At 69.9% G+C, this 16712-nt stretch carries 15 protein-coding genes and 1 pseudogene; 8 read left to right on the forward strand and 8 right to left on the reverse strand.

Annotated elements, in window-relative coordinates:
- Nucleotides 1–130 precede the first annotated feature (130 nt).
- Nucleotides 131–796 (reverse strand): TetR/AcrR family transcriptional regulator C-terminal domain-containing protein, encoded by a 666-nt coding sequence (locus AB0H32_RS10860; protein ID WP_361117572.1) that lies wholly within the window; start codon nucleotides 794–796, stop codon nucleotides 131–133.
- A gap of 121 nt (nucleotides 797–917) precedes the next feature.
- Between AB0H32_RS10860 and AB0H32_RS10865 the strand changes: the two genes are divergently transcribed.
- Nucleotides 918–1370, forward strand: coding sequence for an ester cyclase (locus AB0H32_RS10865; protein WP_361117575.1), 453 nt, complete (start codon nucleotides 918–920; stop codon nucleotides 1368–1370).
- 177 nt (nucleotides 1371–1547) lie between these two features.
- On the opposite strand, the gene AB0H32_RS10870 is transcribed toward AB0H32_RS10865, so the two are convergent.
- The gene (locus tag AB0H32_RS10870) at nucleotides 1548–2378 is read right to left on the reverse strand and encodes a TetR/AcrR family transcriptional regulator (RefSeq protein WP_361117578.1); all 831 of its coding nucleotides are present in this window, start codon (nucleotides 2376–2378) and stop codon (nucleotides 1548–1550) included.
- A gap of 278 nt (nucleotides 2379–2656) precedes the next feature.
- On the opposite strand from AB0H32_RS10870, the gene AB0H32_RS10875 reads away from it, so the two are divergent.
- The 3 genes from AB0H32_RS10875 (at nucleotide 2657) to AB0H32_RS10885 (ending at nucleotide 5544) form a co-directional block, all read left to right on the forward strand.
- Nucleotides 2657–4369 (forward strand): MFS transporter, encoded by a 1713-nt coding sequence (locus AB0H32_RS10875; RefSeq protein ID WP_361117581.1) that lies wholly within the window; start codon nucleotides 2657–2659, stop codon nucleotides 4367–4369.
- A gap of 213 nt (nucleotides 4370–4582) precedes the next feature.
- Nucleotides 4583–4783: a hypothetical protein gene (locus AB0H32_RS10880; protein WP_361117584.1), complete on the forward strand. Its 201-nt coding sequence runs from the start codon at nucleotides 4583–4585 to the stop codon at nucleotides 4781–4783.
- Between the two features lie 11 nt (nucleotides 4784–4794).
- A complete protein-coding gene (locus tag AB0H32_RS10885; RefSeq protein ID WP_361117587.1) occupies nucleotides 4795–5544 on the forward strand; it encodes a maleylpyruvate isomerase family mycothiol-dependent enzyme in 750 nt (249 codons plus the stop codon).
- Nucleotides 5545–5912: 368 nt separating this feature from the next.
- Here the strand turns inward: AB0H32_RS10885 and AB0H32_RS10890 are convergent, their stop codons facing one another.
- A complete protein-coding gene (locus AB0H32_RS10890; RefSeq protein ID WP_361117590.1) occupies nucleotides 5913–6062 on the reverse strand; it encodes a hypothetical protein in 150 nt (49 codons plus the stop codon).
- Nucleotides 6063–6651: 589 nt separating this feature from the next.
- Nucleotides 6652–6999: pseudogene (locus AB0H32_RS10895) on the reverse strand (transposase); the annotation flags it as partial.
- Between the two features lie 486 nt (nucleotides 7000–7485).
- Between AB0H32_RS10895 and AB0H32_RS10900 the strand changes: the two are divergent.
- On the forward strand, nucleotides 7486–9171 hold the full coding sequence (locus tag AB0H32_RS10900) for a hypothetical protein (protein WP_361117592.1): 1686 nt from the start codon (nucleotides 7486–7488) through the stop codon (nucleotides 9169–9171).
- A gap of 539 nt (nucleotides 9172–9710) precedes the next feature.
- Complete coding sequence (locus AB0H32_RS10905) at nucleotides 9711–10409, forward strand: histidine phosphatase family protein (protein WP_361117595.1); 699 nt, start codon at nucleotides 9711–9713, stop codon at nucleotides 10407–10409.
- 51 nt (nucleotides 10410–10460) lie between these two features.
- On the opposite strand, the gene AB0H32_RS10910 is transcribed toward AB0H32_RS10905, so the two are convergent.
- Nucleotides 10461–11348, reverse strand: a complete 888-nt coding sequence (locus tag AB0H32_RS10910; protein WP_361117598.1) for an alpha/beta hydrolase — start codon at nucleotides 11346–11348, stop codon at nucleotides 10461–10463.
- On the reverse strand, nucleotides 11348–12091 hold the full coding sequence (locus AB0H32_RS10915) for a TetR/AcrR family transcriptional regulator (RefSeq protein WP_361117601.1): 744 nt from the start codon (nucleotides 12089–12091) through the stop codon (nucleotides 11348–11350). The genes AB0H32_RS10910 and AB0H32_RS10915 overlap by 1 nt, the downstream gene beginning before the upstream one ends.
- Before the next feature lie 258 nt (nucleotides 12092–12349).
- Between AB0H32_RS10915 and AB0H32_RS10920 the strand changes: the two genes are divergently transcribed.
- On the forward strand, nucleotides 12350–12553 hold the full coding sequence (locus AB0H32_RS10920) for a hypothetical protein (protein WP_361117604.1): 204 nt from the start codon (nucleotides 12350–12352) through the stop codon (nucleotides 12551–12553).
- Between the two features lie 37 nt (nucleotides 12554–12590).
- On the opposite strand, the gene AB0H32_RS10925 is transcribed toward AB0H32_RS10920, so the two are convergent.
- The gene (locus AB0H32_RS10925) at nucleotides 12591–13292 is read right to left on the reverse strand and encodes an AAA family ATPase (protein ID WP_361117606.1); all 702 of its coding nucleotides are present in this window, start codon (nucleotides 13290–13292) and stop codon (nucleotides 12591–12593) included.
- A gap of 511 nt (nucleotides 13293–13803) precedes the next feature.
- Nucleotides 13804–15114 carry a serine hydrolase domain-containing protein gene (locus tag AB0H32_RS10930; protein WP_361117609.1) on the reverse strand — a complete coding sequence of 437 codons (1311 nt, stop codon included), beginning with the start codon at nucleotides 15112–15114 and terminating at the stop codon, nucleotides 13804–13806.
- Between the two features lie 412 nt (nucleotides 15115–15526).
- Between AB0H32_RS10930 and AB0H32_RS10935 the strand changes: the two genes are divergently transcribed.
- Nucleotides 15527–16510, forward strand: a complete 984-nt coding sequence (locus tag AB0H32_RS10935) for a peptidase (protein ID WP_361117612.1) — start codon at nucleotides 15527–15529, stop codon at nucleotides 16508–16510.
- The last annotated feature ends 202 nt before the right edge of the window (nucleotides 16511–16712 follow it).

Here is a 16712-nt window from a genome sequence, read left to right on the forward strand (position 1 = left end):
CCGTCGACGCCGACCGGTCCCGCCCGCCTGCGGCGAGCGGGCGGACACACAGCGCCCAGGACAGCGGCCACGGCGTCCCGCACCTGTTCCCCGTGGGGCCAGGCGACGCGGTGGGACGTGCACTCGCGGTTCAGCCCATGCACAGCTTGCCGAACCCGAGCAGCATCGCGTCGACGGCGAAGGCGAAGCGCTCCTCGTCGTCGACGCCCGCCCGTTCGCGCGCGGCCCTGGCGATGAGCGGATAGCGCTCGGCCTCCAGCTCGGCCAGCCAGCCCGTGCCGCCCGATTCGTGTGCGTCGACGACAAGCTGCGCCTCCGTCACGGCATGCCCGATCGCGAACACCGACAGCGCATTGACGGCGTGCAACGCACGACCCAGTTGAAAGCCATTGTCCGTCAGCATGCGCAGGCTCGCCTCGATGCCGTCGAGCGTCGCCTCCGTGACCGCCGGCCGGGAGGCGGCGAGCGGGAGGACGGCCGGGTGGCGCAGCAGGCCCTCGCGCAGCGCCTTCGCATACGCACGCAGGGCCTCCCGCCAGTCTGCGGACCCGTCCATCGCCGGCGCGGCGGCTGTGAAGACCTGCTCCACGAGCCCGTCCAGCAAGGCCTCTTTGTTCGGGACGTAGTGATAGAGCGTCATCGCCTCGACATCGAGCTGCTCGCCGAGTGAACGCATCGTCAGCGCCTTGAGCCCTCTGCGGTCGACCAGTTCGAGTGCCGCGTCGAGGACGCGTTGCCGGCTCAGTCCCACACGTTCGCCACGGCCGCGCCGTGCGCCCGGCTTCTCGGCCGTCATGCGTCGCCCACCTCTCCACCCGAGCGTTGACTTTCTTACAAGGTAAGGCAAGAATCGATCCCACCGAAACTTACAGAGTAAGAATCTGAGTTCGCTTCCTCGACATCCCAGGAGCCCCGAGATGCCCTCCACCACCGCCGTCGCCAACAGCAAGCAGGTCGTCCTCGACTTCATCGCCGCGCTCAACGACCCGACGGGCGAGGGATGGGTGCAGCACCTCGCACCGGACGTGGTCGACCACAACAAGATCATTTTTGGCGAGGAGGAAGCGCCGGGCGCCGCGATCGAGGGCTTTCGGCAGCAGCTCGCCGCGTTCAGCGCCGAGCACCCGGACGACGGCTTCCGTGCTGAACAGGTCATCGGCGAGGGCGACGAGGTCGTGGCGCGGCTTCGGGTGCGCGCCGTCCACACGGGATACCACCCCCGGATGCCCGGGCCGACCGGCCGACGTTGCGATGTCGAACAGATCTGGATCTTCACCGTCCGCGCCGGTCGGATCGCCGAGATCCGCGCCGTGAGCGACCGTCTCGGCATGTTCCTCCAGCTCGGCTGGGACTGGCCGAGCGCGGACTGAACGAACGCGGACTGAACGAACGCGGACTGAACGAACGCGGGCAGTATCAGGATCGGGCGCCGTGGGGTCACCCAGGTCACCCACGGGAAGGCAGGCCGGTGCCGGCTGGAATGGGAGCGCCGGTTCCGGCCGGAGTCGGAGCGCCGGTCGAACAACCAAGGCCCCGCCCGATCAGGCTCAGGTGGCGTCCGGAGTCCGGCAGTCGTCCGGACTCGCGCCGTCCCGACCCGCACCGGCCGCCCGGTCCGGCAGATAGCTCGCCAGGCCACGCAGGATGATCTCCAGGCCGATGTCGAACCTCTCGTCGGAGGAGCCGGTCACCATCAGCCCGGCCAGGGCGCGCAGATGGGGAAAGTCCTGTGCGGGCAGGGACGCGAAGTAGTTCTGCATCTCATCGGCCATCTCGGCCCAGTCGGGCTGGGCCAGGGAGGAGGAGCCGCCACCGCCACGCTCGGCGGCCCGGTCCTGCCACATGCCCTCCTCCAGCACGAACCCGTCGATGTAGGTGGAGATGAGGTCGCCGGCCTCCGCAGCGATACGGTCGGGCAGTCCGGCGGTACGGAACACCGCGAGCAACGCCTCGACATGCGGCAGCAGTTCGGCGGTGAAGGGGACGTGAGCCATGGAGATCCTGGCCATGTCCCGGTGGGACAGCAGTCGCTGCCGTCCGGAGCGGGCGAAGTCCCGCACCTGCTCCCGCCACCGTTCCGGATCCGGTTCAGGCATCGTGAAGCCGTCGAAGAGCCGCGTGTACATCAGCTCCAGGAGGTCGTCCTTGGAGCTGACGTGGGCGTAGAGGGCGGAGACCGTGACGCCCAGTTCAGCCGCCACCTGACGCATCGACAACCCGTCGAGCCCCTGGCGGTCCAGCACGGTGAAGGCCGCTTCCACGACCCGTTCGCGTGACAGCGGTGCGCGTGCGGGAGCAACATGCGCACGAGCGGGGCGCTCGCGCTCCCAGGGGGAGGGCGGAGGGGTTGCGGGGGTGTCGGCAGCCGCGTCGGTCATGAGGACATTCTAGGTGTCGCGAGAACAGTGTTCTCCTCGGGTGAGCGGCGTTCACATCTCCCGAACGCGATATATCTTGTCGAGCACGGACGTTTGCGCTATATCTTAATGAACAGCGTTCTCTCGGTGAGCACTGTTCTGTTAAGGTGAACACCGTTCTTCGATCGGCCCTGCAGTCCGTCTCCCCAGGCCGTACCACCGAGCCGGGCAGGCACATCCGTCCGTCCCACCGCGCCCGCGGATCGTCCCCGCGGCGCATCTCTGTACGAGGAGTTCCCATGTCCACCACCGGTGTCGCGTCCGCCGAGACGCTCACCGACTCGCCGGCGCCCTACAGATGGCGCTGGGCTGCGCTCTTCGTGATCCTCGCGGCCGAGGTGATGGATCTCCTCGATGCTGTGGTCACGAACATCGCCGGCCCCTCCATGCGGGCCGACCTCGGCGGCGGCGCCTCCACACTGCAGTGGCTCGCCGCCGCGTACACCCTGTCGATGGCCGTCGGGCTGGTCACCGGAGGGCGGCTCGGGGACATTCACGGGCGCCGCCGGATGTTCCTGGTCGGGGCCGTCGGCTTCACCCTGGGGTCACTGCTGTGCGCGATGTCCGTGTCGCCCGAGATGCTGATCGCCGCGCGCGTCGTACAGGGACTGTTCGGCGCGGTGATGCTGCCGCAGGGCCTCGGCATGATCAAGGAGATGTTCCCGCCGAAGGAGTCGCAGAAGGCCTTCGGCATGTTCGGCCCGGTCATGGGGCTGTCCGCGGTGTGCGGGCCGATCCTGGCGGGCTGGCTCGTGGACGCCGACTACTTCGGCACCGGATGGCGGATGATCTTCCTGATCAACCTGCCTCTGGGTGCCGCGGCCCTCGTCGGTGCCGTGCGCTTCCTGCCGAGGGGTCTGTCCGGCAGCAAGCCGCGCCTGGACATCCCGGGCATGCTCCTGGTCTCGCTGGCCGCGCTGCTCATCATCTTCCCGCTGGTGCAGGGCCGTGAGTACGACTGGCCCGTCTGGACGTTCGTGATGATGGCTGCCTCGGTGGCCGTCTTCGTCGCCTTCGGCATGTACGAGTCGCGCGTCAACAAGGCCGGCCGGGACCCGTTGGTCGTCCCCAGCCTCTTCCGCAAGCGTGGATTCAGCGGTGGCATGGTCCTCGGGCTGGTCTTCTTCTCGACCATGCAGGGCTTCATGCTGGTCTTCAATCTCTACACCCAGATCGGCCTCGGCTATTCGCCGCTGAAGGCAGGACTGGTGATGGTGCCCTGGTCGGGCGGCATGATCGTCGGCTTCGGGGCCGCCCAGGGTGTCGCACGGTTCGGACGGGCCGTGCTCCAGGCGGGCGCGCTGGTCATGGCGGTCGGTGTGTTCTGCGTGTGGCTGACCCTCGACATGGCCGGGGACGGCGTCGGCCCCTGGCAGCTCGTGCCGTCGCTGCTCGTCACCGGCATCGGGATGGGCCTGCTCATGGCACCGTTCTTCGACATCGTCCTCGCCAGTGTCGAGCAGCACGAGACGGGCTCGGCCTCCGGCACGATGACCGCGATGCAGCAGCTCGGCGGCGCCTTCGGTGTGGCCATCCTCGGCACCGTGTTCTTCGGCCTGTTGGGCGGGGGGATCGCCGGCGCCGTCGACCACCACTCGGACGGCCTGCGCAGGCAGTTGACCGCCGCGCACGTGGCGCCCGCCGATCAGAAGCGGGTCGTGGCGGATCTGCGCAGCTGCGCCTCGGACCGCGCGGTCGCCAAGGATCCTGCCGCGACCCCGGCGTCCTGCACGCATCTGGAGAAGGACACCAGGTCCGCCGTGACCGACCCTCAGGCCGGTGCCCGGATACCCACCGCGCTGCAGTCCACCGCGTCGTCCGCCTTCAAGAGCGGCTTCGGCTCCGTCATGAAGATGATGCTGTGGATCGTCGAGGGCATGCTCGTCCTGACGTTCCTGCTCGCGTTCCTCCTGCCGCGCCACGCGCGCCCCGAGGAGTCCGCCGGGCGCTGAGGGCCCGGGGCACACCGCACTCGACGAACGGGACGGCCGGACACCCCTGACACAGGGGCTGCCCGGCCGTCCCGTTGGCACCGGCACCGGCACCGGCACCGGGCGGCCCAGGTGCCCTGCAGTGTTCCGAGAACCGCCCGGAGCACGGCCGCCCGCCTCACCACGCTCGCCAAATCCTCACCCCCGAGCTGCCGGCCTCCACAGCACCAGCCGTTGCCGCACCTCCCGCGCCGTCACACCCTCGCTCAATTCGCCCTCGCCCTCGCCCTCGCCCTCGCCCTCGCCCTCGCCCTCGTCTTCGTCTTCGTCAGCGACAGCGACAGCGACAGCGACAGCGACAGCGACAGCGACAGCGAACGAGCCTGCACCGAGGGCCTCTTGGCCGCCGGCCGCCTGCTCACCGGCCGACCGTAGAGTAGGGACCCGTGACCGACACCGCCGACCTCGACCGCGCCGACATCGCCCTTCTCCTCGATGACGTGAGCGGCTCCGCCGCGCGCCTCGGCGCCGCCCTCGATGCGCTGACCGACCTGAACGCCCGCGAACCATCGGCGCTTCCGGGCTGGAGCCGCGGCCACGTCATCACTCATCTCGCCCGCAGCGCCGACGCCTACCGATGGCTGTTGACCCTGGCCCGCACAGGCACCGAGCCCGGACCGCGGGCCGACGCCGCCACCCTGGACCGGGGGCTGCGCGACGGTGCCCAGCGGGACGCCGCCGACCTCGTCACGGACCTGAGCCACAGTCTGGACCGGATGCTCGACGCGGCCACAGCCATGCCCACCGAACGCTGGCCCACCCTGGTCAGCGCCCTCGCCGGATGGCGACACCCCGCTTGGTACACCCTCCACCGCGCCCGGCGGGAACTCGAAACCCACCACGTCGACCTGAACCTCGGTTACGCCACCACCCACTGGCCTGCTGACTACGTCACCTGGGCACTCGACGAATCCATCGCCGCCCTGGCCGCACGCGGCTTCCCCCTTGCGCGCATCGAAGCCACCGACCTGGCCCGCACCTGGACCCTCGCCCCGACCGGCCCCACCGTCACCGGCGCCGGCCACGCGCTCCTCGCCTGGCTCACCGGCCGCGGTCCGGCCACGCACCGCCTGTCGGACCGTCGGCTGCCGACCCCACCGACGTGGCCACTCCCGCCAGTGCCCGGCTGGACCTGACCCTCACCGGCCGCCGGTCGGGGTACCTCCGGCTTGGCCTGAAGCGAAGGGCGCCGGCCCACAAGGCGCCGGCCTGCGACGTCAGCGCTACTGGCGAAACCCCGGCCACGTTCCGCCGGGGTGTGCGCGGCCGGTCACGGAGCCGGCCCTCAAAGCTCCCCGTGTGTGCGCCCTGCGTCTCGACACTCGCGCAGGGTGCGCGGGCTGTCGCGGCTGAGCTGATTCTTTATGGTCTGATTTCGAACGATGCCCCGAACGTGATCGCTCGTTCGAGGATCCCAGGACGTGAAAACGGCCTTCGTCTGATCCTGCGCTCCGTCACAGAGGCACTTGACCAGCACGAAGGCCGAGGGTGAATGATTTTGCCGTCAGCTGTCGGCTTCGATTTCTTGCCACACGTCGTCGGTGCCGGGCGCCAGACCAGGCGGGATGGGTTCCTGGGCGACGTAGATGCTTCCGTCGTATTGGACTCGAGCCCCCTCGTCGTATGGCTTGTTCGGGGACCAGCGTTCGGCCATGGCAGACTCCTTTCTGTGCCGTTTACTGTCTTCCACTTGATCATGTTCGGTGACGTGACGTAACTGATAGTCACTCTCGGTATCCGTAAACAAGCTAGGTGGTCGAGGGACGGAGCCACCTCAGGCGCCCCATCTCGGTCCGATCAGGTGAAAGCGGCAGTGGCCGAGGGTCTCGGGCCCCCGGATCGTCAACGACTTCACCCGCGACCTGGCTGCCACCGCCGTGCACGCAATGGCCGCCCACTGCGGTGTCGCCGTGGCGCTGGGATTCCGGCGATCTGCGCTCACGGACACGGGGCATCGGCTGCTCATCCTGCGATGAGCGAGCCGGCTCAGCGCCGCAGTTGCTGGCGGTCGGTGACCGGGACGCGGCATCGCCGGCGGGTGGCCGGTTCTCCGTCGATCCACTGGGCGGCGGATGCCTGGGGTAGTGGCAGGTCGGCCATGAAGCAGGCGATGTCGATGCCGTAGGCGTAGTCGCCGTTTGCGGTGAGTTCCCGCAGGCGGGCGATATCGGCTTGGACCTGTTCGCCGGCGTCCTGACCCGGTCACGTTCGGCGATGGCCTCGGGCCGCCTGGCCCCTTTGCCCACGTCGTAGCGGATGGCCGGTCGTCGGTTCTTCGAGCCGCGTGGCTTGCCCGGGCCGGGCCTGTTGGGTTTCGGCGCACGGGCCGGACAGGGCAGGTTCGGGCGGAGATTTCTGAACCCCCGGCGAACTCGGGCGGGGGTGAGCCGGCCGGGCTCGGCCGGCTTCTCCCAAGGACGGCGGAGATCCGCGGCCGGCGGCCGGGCGAGGCGAAGTTGGGTGTGGGCGGAGACAACCAGCCATGTCCACAGGTCTGCCGCTGCGGGCGTGCGGAACTTCGGGCAAACCCAACCCAACGTCTGCTTGATCATCCGGACGATGTGCTCAAGATCGAATCTGCGCCTGAACGCCCCCGCGCCGCGCTCTGTTCTCCAACTCCCCACCTCGATCGATGTTCCGAAGTCGTTGAAGTCGGTGAGGGCAGGGCGCCGGACGGCTCCGGTCAGCATGCGCAGGCGTTTGGGGCCCGAGCAACGGACCTGCCTTACCACTCCGGTTTGTACGATGCTGGACGAGACATTGGCCAAGGCCGTTGCAAGACTCCGAGCCGCGGCCTGACCTGACGCCCCTGGGGCGCGGCCTGCTGCAGGTTGCGGTCTGCGGCGGGTCGCGCTCTGCGTCGGATTGCGGGTGCCGTGGTCTCGTCGGCCGTTGCTCGGTCGGACTTCGGAGTCACACGCACCGTCATCGACCCCATTCCTTCCATCTGGGCGTGTTCCTGCACGAATGACAGGAATAAGCGGTATCCCAGCCGCTCTTCGCTAGGGTCGGTGCACCGGCCGCCGTCGTGCATCCCGGTATCCGGGGCGGTTGGCCGTCAGCCTTGAGGAGTTCGTGTGGACTACTACGACCTCGGCAGCCACGGCCGACGCGTGACGACGTCGTCCTCCGAGGCGCAGACATGGTTCGACCGCGGGCTGAACTGGACGTACGCCTTCAACCACGAGGAGGCCGTCCGCTGTTTCGAGGCCGCCGCCGTGGCGGATCCGGACTGTGCCATGGCCGACTGGGGCCTGGCCTACGCACTCGGCCCCAACTACAACAAGCCCTGGGAGTTCTTCGACGAGCAGGACCTGGGCCGTACGGTGGAACGCGCGCATGCCGCCGTGCAGCGCGCGCACGCGAAGGCCGCCGGCGCCACCCCGGTCGAACAGGCCCTCATCGGTGCGCTGCGTGCCCGCTATCCACAGGCCCAGGCCCCGGACGTCGCGGACTGTTCCGTATGGAGCAGCGCCTACGCCGACAGCATGCAGGCCGTCCACCGGCTGGCTGCCGACGACCTCGACGTGGCCACTCTGTACGCCGACGCCCTGATGAACCTCACCCCCTGGCAGCTGTGGGACATCCGCACGGGCAGTCCTGCCCCGGGCTCGCGCACCGTCGAGGCCAGGGCGGTACTCGATCGGGCGCTCGCCACGGAGGCGGGCACGAAGCACCCGGGCCTGCTGCACATGTACATCCACCTGATGGAGATGTCCCCGACTCCCGAGGCCGCCCTGCCGGTGGGTGACCGGCTGCGCGGCCTGGTGCCGGACGCGGGCCATCTCCAGCACATGCCGTCACACCTGGAAGTGCTCTGCGGCGACTACCGGCGGGTGGTCTCCGACAACTCCGGGGCGATCGCAGCCGACGAGAAGTTCCACGCCAGGGCCGGGGCGATGAACTTCTACACCCTGTACCGGTGCCACAACTACCACTTCAAGATCTACGGAGCGATGTTCCTCGGCCGTTTCCAGGACGCGATCGAAACCGCGGCCCGGCTCGAAGCGGCCGTGCCCGAGGACCTGTTGCGCGTGGACAGCCCGCCCATGGCGGACTGGCTGGAGGGCTTCCTCGCCATGCGGGTGCATGTGCTCATCCGCTTCGGCCGCTGGGACGAGATCCTGAGCCTTCCGATGCCCGCCGACGCGCAGCTCTACTGCGTGACCACGGCAATGCTGCGGTACGCGCGCGGAGTCGCGCTCTCGGCCACAGGCCGCATCGACCTGGCCGACAGGGAACGTGAGCTCTTCCGCGACGCGCTCGCCCGGGTCCCGCAGACGAGGATGCTGTTCAACAACACCTGCGCGGACATCCTGGCGATCGCCGCACAGATGCTGGACGGAGAGCTGGACTACCGCAGGGGGAAGTACGACGCGGCGTTCGCGGCGCTGCGTCGGTCGATCGAGCTGGACGACGGTCTCCCGTACGACGAGCCGTGGGGGTGGATGCAGCCCACCCGGCACGCATACGGCGCACTGCTCCTCGAGCAGGGCCTGGTCGCGGAGGCCGAGGCCGTCTACCGCGCCGACCTCGGACTCGACGACACGCTGCCGCGCCCGCTGCAGCACCCGGGCAACGTCTGGGCCCTGCACGGCCTTCACGAGTGCCTCGTACGGCTCGGCAAGGAGGGAGAGGCACGGATCGTGGCCCAGCAGCTGAAGATCGCCGCGGCGTTGGCGGACGTACCGATCGAGGCGTCCTGCTTCTGCCGTATGGAGACGGTCGACCCCCGGCACGGCTGCTGCAGCGAGGAGCACTGAGCATCACCGGGCGGAGGCCCGGGTGCCGGTGCGGGCGGTGGGACGGCCGCACCGGCACCGGTGCAACGCGTCGGGCATGTCCTGCCGGGCGCTTGCCGCCGGCCGCCGGTCGCCGGCCCCCCGTCCGAGGGGTACCGCACGGCGACGCGCAACCGGTGACAGGTGCCGGGTTCGGCCGGGTGGCGGGGCCGCGCCGGTCAGTCGGCGGGGTGGTTCCGGACACGTGACGGATACTCCAGCGGGGGTCTTTCACCGACCCTGGACCGCATGAGCCACGACATGGCGTCGGCCGCCTCGTCCGCTGACTGGACCCCGCCGCTCCGCCTGATGGCCGTCTGCGACAGGGCGGTCACCCGGTGTCGATGGGCGCGCGGCCCGAAGGCCCCTGGCGCGTTCGTGGCTCCGGCCCCAGACCCTTCGACGCGGACCGCCGGAGTACCTCCTGCACGCCGCCACCGCACCAGCCCAACTGATCAAGTGCCCGTTGTGTGGTCTCGCAGCATCCGGAGGCATGCCGGGCCGAGAAGGAGGTCGGTCTCATGACGATCCGTGTGACGTTCCTGTGTGCGCCCGGCGGTGACGCCACCCTGGATCGGCTCCTCGGTGACGTCCCCCTCGGTGAGCTCAGCCTGCGCAGGGCAGTCGCCGCGCGAGCGGCGCTCCCTCCCCACCAGGTGGCCGTCCGGGCGCCCTCGATCCGCTGCTCCCAGACCGCTGACGCCTTCGGCCTGGCGGCAGTGGTCGAGCCCGAGCTGCGCAACCTCGACCTCGGCACATGGTGCGGTCGCACCGTGGACGAGGTCGCCGCGACCGACCCCCACGGGTTCACCGCCTGGCTGAAAGACCCGGATGCCGCGCCGCACGAAGGTGAGTCCGTGCGCCGGCTCTGCCGCCGAACAGCGGACTGGCTGAGCAGCGCGGCACCCGACACGGGTCACACGGTGGCCGTCACCGAAGCGGCCGTCGTCCGGGCCGCACTCATTCATGCTCTGGGCGTACCGGCGAGAGCCTTCTGGCATCTCGCTGTACCACCCCTGTCCACGGTCTCCCTCACCCTCCGCGACTGCTGCTGGGACGTCCGGCTGGGCTACGTCACTTCCCAGGATGCCCGGCGATGGGTCCTCTCACGACCGGCAACGCTGGTGCACACCGGCGGTGACCAGTCCTCGGCGCCCCACCTGGGCTGCGGGAAGCGGTCGAGTTCACCCCCGGAAACGGTCTTCGTCGGCTGCGGGTAGGCCCTGACCAGCGGATTCCTTCGGCCCTCCGGTAAAGACGGGACAGCCGGATCAGCGGGTGCCGAGGAAGCGGACGAGGTGTGCGGCGACCTCGTCCGGATCCTCTACCTGGGGGTAGTGGCCGACGGCGGGCGCGCCGACGAGTTCCTTCACGGTCGCGGAGGGCATGCGCTGCCGGATGCGGGCCAGCACGTGGGCGCCGCTGATCGGGTCGGCGGGCCCCCAGAGGAACAGGGTGGGACCGCTGTAGCCCTCCAGCGCCGGGATCCAGCGCGCCTGGTACGTGCGCCGCTCGTCGATGTAGCGCAACAGCAGCGGAGCCAGCAGATGGCCCTGGTCACGGCGGATGCTCTCCCACATGGCGTGCAGGTCGTCGCCCGGCACGGACCTGCCCAGCACCTGGCGCATCGTGGTGCGGAAACCGCGTTCGGTGACGGCACGGGCGAGAAGCGGGCCGAGAGGACCGTGGAGCAGCCGCTGCACGCGGACCGGCCGGTGCAGGTCCGGGTAGAGGCCGCCGTTCAGCCAGGCCATGCGGGTGATCCGGTCGGGGCTGCGGGCGAGCAGTTCCTGGGCCACGCTGACGCCGTAGTCGTGGGCGACCAGCGCCGTGTCGCCGATGCCGAGGCTGCGCCAGACGTCCTCCACCAGGTCGGCCTGTTCCAGCACCGAGTAGGTGTGCCGTCGCGGTTTGTCGCTGTGCCCGAAGCCGAGCAGGTCGAGGGTGGTGACCCGGTGCCCTCGCGCCGCCAGCCCGGGCACGATCAGGGACCAGTCGTGGGAGGAGGTGGGGAAACCGTGCACGAGGGTCACCGGCGGGCCGGCGGTGGGACCGTCCTGGCGGACGAACAGCGTGTGCCGGCCCGTGCGCCCGTGAACGGTGATCCTGCTGCCCCCTGCGGCCCAGTGAGCACTGCTGGGCATGACGGGCCTGGCCATCAGCGGCTCTCCCGGGTTCCGGCGATGCCGTCCAGCAGGCAGCACAGACCGAAGTCGAACTCCGCATCGCCGTCGAGGCCGTTGAGCAACGCCGAGTGGGTGGTGACCAGCGGATGCGTTTGGGGCGGCAGCGAGGCGAACAGGCTGGTCATCGCCGCGCGTTCGCCCGGTGTGCGCGCTGCTCCCCCGGTGTCGAGGAGTACGGCGCCGACCACGTAGTGCGTGACCGTCAGATAGATCCGTACCGAGCTCTCTGCGGGCCAGCCCGCCTCGGTCAACAGCCTCAGGCCCTGTTCGCGGGCGCGCAGGGCGTTGGGTCCGAGCAGCTGCCCCCTGGTCAGCAGGGGCACCAGTGCGCGGTGCGCCAGCAGGACACGGCGGTACTCCCGCGCCCCGGCCTCGGTTCCGGTGCGCCAGTCCGGTCCCGGCGCGGGCAGGGAGATCTCCCCCAGCATGTGGTCGACGAGTTCCACCAGCAGTGCCTCACGGCTCGGGACGTGCCGGTACAGCGAGGTGTGCCGCAACTGCATCCGCTCGGCCACGGCTCGCATCGTCAGCGCGTCCAGGCCCTGCTCGTCGGCGATCCGGAGCGACGCATCCATGATCTGGCCGAGGGTGAGACCGCCGGGGCGGGAGCGCCGGCGGGCCCGGGCGGCATGGCGTCCGCTCCACCAGGCGGCCGAGCCGACGACGGGGCCCTGCTCGTCGGGCGGCTCGTTGCGGCTGGTGCTGCGCTGGGCCATGTGCGGGCTCACCGTTCATGAAAGGGCGGGGCGTAGGGCGTGGAGCATGGCATCGCGGTCGCCCCGTTCGCCGGGGTGGCGTCGCGCGGTGACGCGTCCACTGGACGCACTTTATGCGTCCGATGGACGCATCACAAGGATGGTTCGGCGCGACCGGCCTACGTGGTACTGCGGCGTCGGCGCTGGGCGCTGCGGCGTCGGCGGTCCCGAGGACGGTGGCCACGAGGAGGCGCGGGCCATGGTCGCAGCACCGCAGGCGTGCCCACCGCAGGGCTGCCCACCGCAGGTGGGCGCACCATCGGCAAGCGCACCGCGGGCAAGCCCACCGCGGGCAAGCGCACCACGGGCAAGCCCACCGCGGGCAAGCGCACCGCGGACAAGCGCACCGCGGGCATGGCAGCGGGCGAGCTTACGCCTTCGCCCACTGGGAAGCGCCCGGGCACGGCGCGCCGGCGGAGGTGAAACCCCGGCACCCTGAGGAGGGCTGCGCCATCTCCGCTCAGCGCCAACGGCTCTGAGCGCCGTCGGTCTCACCGGTCCCCAGGAGGTTCTTCAGGAACCGGCCCGGCGCTCCGAGGAACTCGCGTGTGAGGCGCACGGGCAGGGCGTCATCGAATGCGACCTGCTCCATTCCGCCTTCCTCGGAGATCTCCATGATGGTGGCGCCGGGCAGGGCGAGGAGTACCGGCGAGTGTGTGGCCACGAGGAATTGGCTTCCCTGCGCGGCGAGTTCGTGCATGCGGGCGAGGAGCGCGAGGCAGCTTTGGACGGAGAGGGCGGCTTCCGGCTCGTCCAGCAGGTACAGTCCACCGGGCCCGAAACGGTGGGTGACCAGATCGAGAAACGATTCTCCGTGGGAGCGCTCGTGCGGAGACACCCCGCCGTAGGCCGGCAGCAGCGGCCCTCCTCCGGCCCCATCCAACCTTTCGATCTCGCTGGCCACGTTGTAGTAGGACTCCGCCCGCAGGAAGAAGTCGGTGCGAGGCTTCCCGATCCCCCAGGCCAGGATCAGGTGGTCGCCCAGATCGGACTCGGTGGCGCGGGTGGCGAACCGGAAGTTCCGGCTACCGCCCTCGGGATTGAACCCCGCGGCCACCGCGATCGCCTCGATCAGCGTCGATTTGCCCGCGCCGTTCTCCCCCACCAGGAACGTGACGCCCGGCGGCAACGTGATTGCGCCCGAACGGGCGAGTTGCCGCACAGCGGGAAGGGTGAACGGGTACCGGCCGTCGTCGACGCCCGGGGCCAGCCGGATCTGCTGGATGAACCTGCCCTGAGCAGCGGCCATCAGACACACGCCACGCTTGCGTGCAGGGCGACGGCCCGATGCCTGGCCGGTGGAGACACTTCATCGTCGTTGGCCATGCGGTACTCCCGAACATCCTGGCCGCGAGGCGAAACACTGCTTTTCCGGTCACGCTACAGGCCCTCACCGACAGTCCGGGGAGGCCGGTCATGACGCCGGTGGCGCCTGTGGGATCGACCGCGTCGACCGGGCCCCGACAGACAACGCCCGGATCCCCTCCCAACGCCCTCCGCCTGAACGGCACTTGACGCCCAACCCACCCGGGCGAGGGCGGTCAGCTGTGCATACGGCACGACACAGGCTGATCCACGCCCTCGCCCGGTGAGGCGCGTTCCAGGACGGTGTCACACTCCCGCGGACGACGTCTCAGCGCGGAGCCCTGGCCCACACCCACGCGGACGACGTCTCAGCGCAGGCCCCTGGCCCACACCCCCGGCGACAGGTCCACGGCGGGCAGCACCGTCCGGGGCGGCGACGTCACCGCGTGGGAACCGGAGGGCGGGGCAGGCGTGGTCTCCGGGCACAGTGCGCGGACGACCTGACGGTTGAGCGCGTCATCGATCGGGCTCGGTTCAAAACCGGAGCCGTCGGGCTTGAGGCGCTCGTACTTCATGAGGTTCCAGCCCATGGCGACCTGGCGCTTGCCGTCGGGGCTGGCGTAGACGAGGGTGCCGGCGCCGAAAACTGCGCCGTCGTGACCCCAGAAGCGGCCGCAGCCAGGAATGTCGATGGCATAGATGCCCAGGCCGTAGTCCATGCCGTCGGCCGGGACGGTGCGCTGCATCTCCTGCAACGCGGCCGGGCCGATCAGCTTGCCGCCCAGCAGGGCGCGGTAGAAGCGGTTGAGGTCATCGGTGGTCGAGACGATCGCGCCCGCGGTGTAGGCCCAGGACATGTCGTAGTCGCTGTAGTCGCGCGGAGGGTTGATCAGACCGTAGAACGATTCGTACATGCGGGCGTGCGGGCCCTTGATGTACGGGGTGCGCGGGAACGAGGTGTGGTGCAGGCCGGCCCGGGCGATGACTTGGCGGGTGATGTACGTCTCGGCGTCCTGGCCGGTCACCTTCTCCAGGAGCAGCCCGGCTATGACGTAGTTGGTGTTGGAGTACGACCACTTCTCGCCGGGCTTGCCCGTGGCCGGTGCCGCCAGTCCGATGCGGACCAGTTCCTCGGGACGGATGGAGCGGAACCGGTCCTCGTCGAGGCTGGCCGTCGAGTTGTGGGCGAGGGAAGGGAAGGCGCCGATGACGTAGTCGCCGATGCCGCTCGTGTGGTTCAGGAGCATGCGGACCGTGATCTGGCGACCGCGTTCGCCCGGGACCAGGTCGGGGAGGTAGTCCCCGATGGGTGCGTCGAGGCGGACGCGGCCGCGTTCCACCTGCTGGAGGAGGGAGACGGAGGTGAAGGCTTTGCTGACGCTGCCCACCCGGTGGAGCATGCCCGGCCGGACCGGACGCCCGGTGTCCACGTCGGCGACGCCGGCTGCGCCGGTCCACCGCTGGGCGCCGTCGCGTACGGAGGAGTAGATGCCGTACATGCCCGCGTCGTGAACGGCCTGCAGGCCGTTGTCGAGCGCGGTGTCGTCTAACCTTCCCCCGTTTAAGTCCGATTCGGACGCCTTCGTGGTCGTTCTGGCGTCCGCCTGTGCGACCGGTGCCGCGGCGGTCAGCATGAGCGTCGTGCCGACAACGGTTCCGACGAGCCTGAGGCTGCGCAAGGAGTACCCCTTCCCTCGGATCCGGACCCCCTGTCCGGACCTCGCCCGGTCATCGTCATCGATCATTGATGCGCCTTACATCCTTCCTGCGGAGGATCACCACCGGCGCACAGTACGACCGAAGACCTGTACGCCGCGGTCACTCGGATGGAGACCGCCCCGCGCGCTCACCTCAGCACCCCTGCTCATGGGCCACGTTGACCGAGCACCGCGCCCTCGCGCACCCGGCGATCGATGCACCGGAGCTGCCGCACCGTACCTCTCAACCCCGACCAGCTGCGGCTCATTGACGCGCTCCTGACAAGACCTGATTTCCGTGGCACTCTGCCCCACGTACGTCTGTCCGCACCGCTCTTCGTTCCCCCACCCTGCCCGGACCCGACCAGTCCCGGCACGGCAGAAGGAGACATGCGTGAGACGCCATCGCACAACCGCGGGGATCCTGCTGGCCATTGGCGCCCTGTGCACCGGCAGCCTCGTCGGCGCCGGCACCGCCGTCGCGGCAACCCCTGGAGCGGCATCCGGGCCCGCAGTGCCGGCCCATAGCGCCTCTGCCGCCGAACAGCACACATCCCGCACCTTCTGGACCCCCGAGCGGATGCGCAGCGCAACCCCGCTCGATCTGCTGCTGTCCCCCGGCGCGGCCGAACACCTGAGGGCTCCCAGGGCCGGCGGGCAGTCGACGACCGTCGAACCCACCGCCGCCCCCGCCTCCTTCCCGCAGGCGGGTGGCCCGTGGACCGGCGCGGGCGCCGTCGTCACGACCTCAGGCCGCGTGTTCTTCACCTTCCAGGGACGCACCGCTTCCTGCACCGGAAACGCCGTGACGAGCCAGAACGCAAGTACCGTCATCACGGCCGGACACTGTGTGAAGTACCAGGGCAGCTGGCACACCAACTGGGTGTTCGTGCCCGGGTACAACAACGGCAACGCGCCGTACGGGCAGTGGTCCGCGAGCAAGACGCTCACCACGCCGCAGTGGGAGGCGAGCGAGGACATCAACTACGACGTGGGCGCCGCGGTCGTCGCACCCCTGAACGGCCAGAAGCTCACCTCGGTCGTCGGTGCACAGGGGGTCCAGTTCAACGGCGGCTACAACAAACAGATGTACGCCTTCGGCTTCCCGGCCGCCTCCCCCTACGACGGCACCAAGCTCATCTACTGCAGCGGCAACAGCTCGAAGGACTTCCTCTTCTCGCAGGACCACAGCCTCGGCTGCAACATGACAGGCGGCTCCAGCGGCGGTCCCTGGCTCACCGGCTTCAGCGAAGCCACCGGTGCCGGCCTGCAGACCTCCGTGAACAGCTTCGGCTATACGTTCCTGCCGAACCGGATGTTCGGCCCGTACTTCGGCGACGAGGCAAAGGCCCTGTACGACAGGGCCCAGACCTCCTGACGGCCGTCACGGGCACCCTGCGGGTGGGCGGGGCTCGGACCCCGTCCACCCGCCTGTGACCGTCCCGCATCGCCCACGCCGGGCACCCACCACGGAACCGTCGGGAGGGCCTGCGGCCACACGAGCCGCCTGAACGGCCACGAACCGCCCCGCACGCGCAAGGTTCACGGCAAGCATGGCCTGCGGCGGCCCGATCCCGCCG

The sequence above is a fragment of the Streptomyces sp. NPDC020362 genome, assembly GCF_040642095.1.
Lineage (GTDB): Bacteria > Actinomycetota > Actinomycetes > Streptomycetales > Streptomycetaceae > Streptomyces.

Coding starts and splice junctions, on each gene's coding strand:
- AB0H32_RS10860 (WP_361117572.1), bottom strand. CDS start 796: ATGACGGCCGAGAAGCCGGGCGCACGGCGCGGCCGTGGCGAACGTGTG.
- AB0H32_RS10865 (WP_361117575.1), top strand. CDS start 918: ATGCCCTCCACCACCGCCGTCGCCAACAGCAAGCAGGTCGTCCTCGAC.
- AB0H32_RS10870 (WP_361117578.1), bottom strand. CDS start 2,378: ATGACCGACGCGGCTGCCGACACCCCCGCAACCCCTCCGCCCTCCCCC.
- AB0H32_RS10875 (WP_361117581.1), top strand. CDS start 2,657: ATGTCCACCACCGGTGTCGCGTCCGCCGAGACGCTCACCGACTCGCCG.
- AB0H32_RS10890 (WP_361117590.1), bottom strand. CDS start 6,062: ATGGCCGAACGCTGGTCCCCGAACAAGCCATACGACGAGGGGGCTCGA.
- AB0H32_RS10905 (WP_361117595.1), top strand. CDS start 9,711: ATGACGATCCGTGTGACGTTCCTGTGTGCGCCCGGCGGTGACGCCACC.
- AB0H32_RS10910 (WP_361117598.1), bottom strand. CDS start 11,348: ATGGCCAGGCCCGTCATGCCCAGCAGTGCTCACTGGGCCGCAGGGGGC.
- AB0H32_RS10915 (WP_361117601.1), bottom strand. CDS start 12,091: ATGGCCCAGCGCAGCACCAGCCGCAACGAGCCGCCCGACGAGCAGGGC.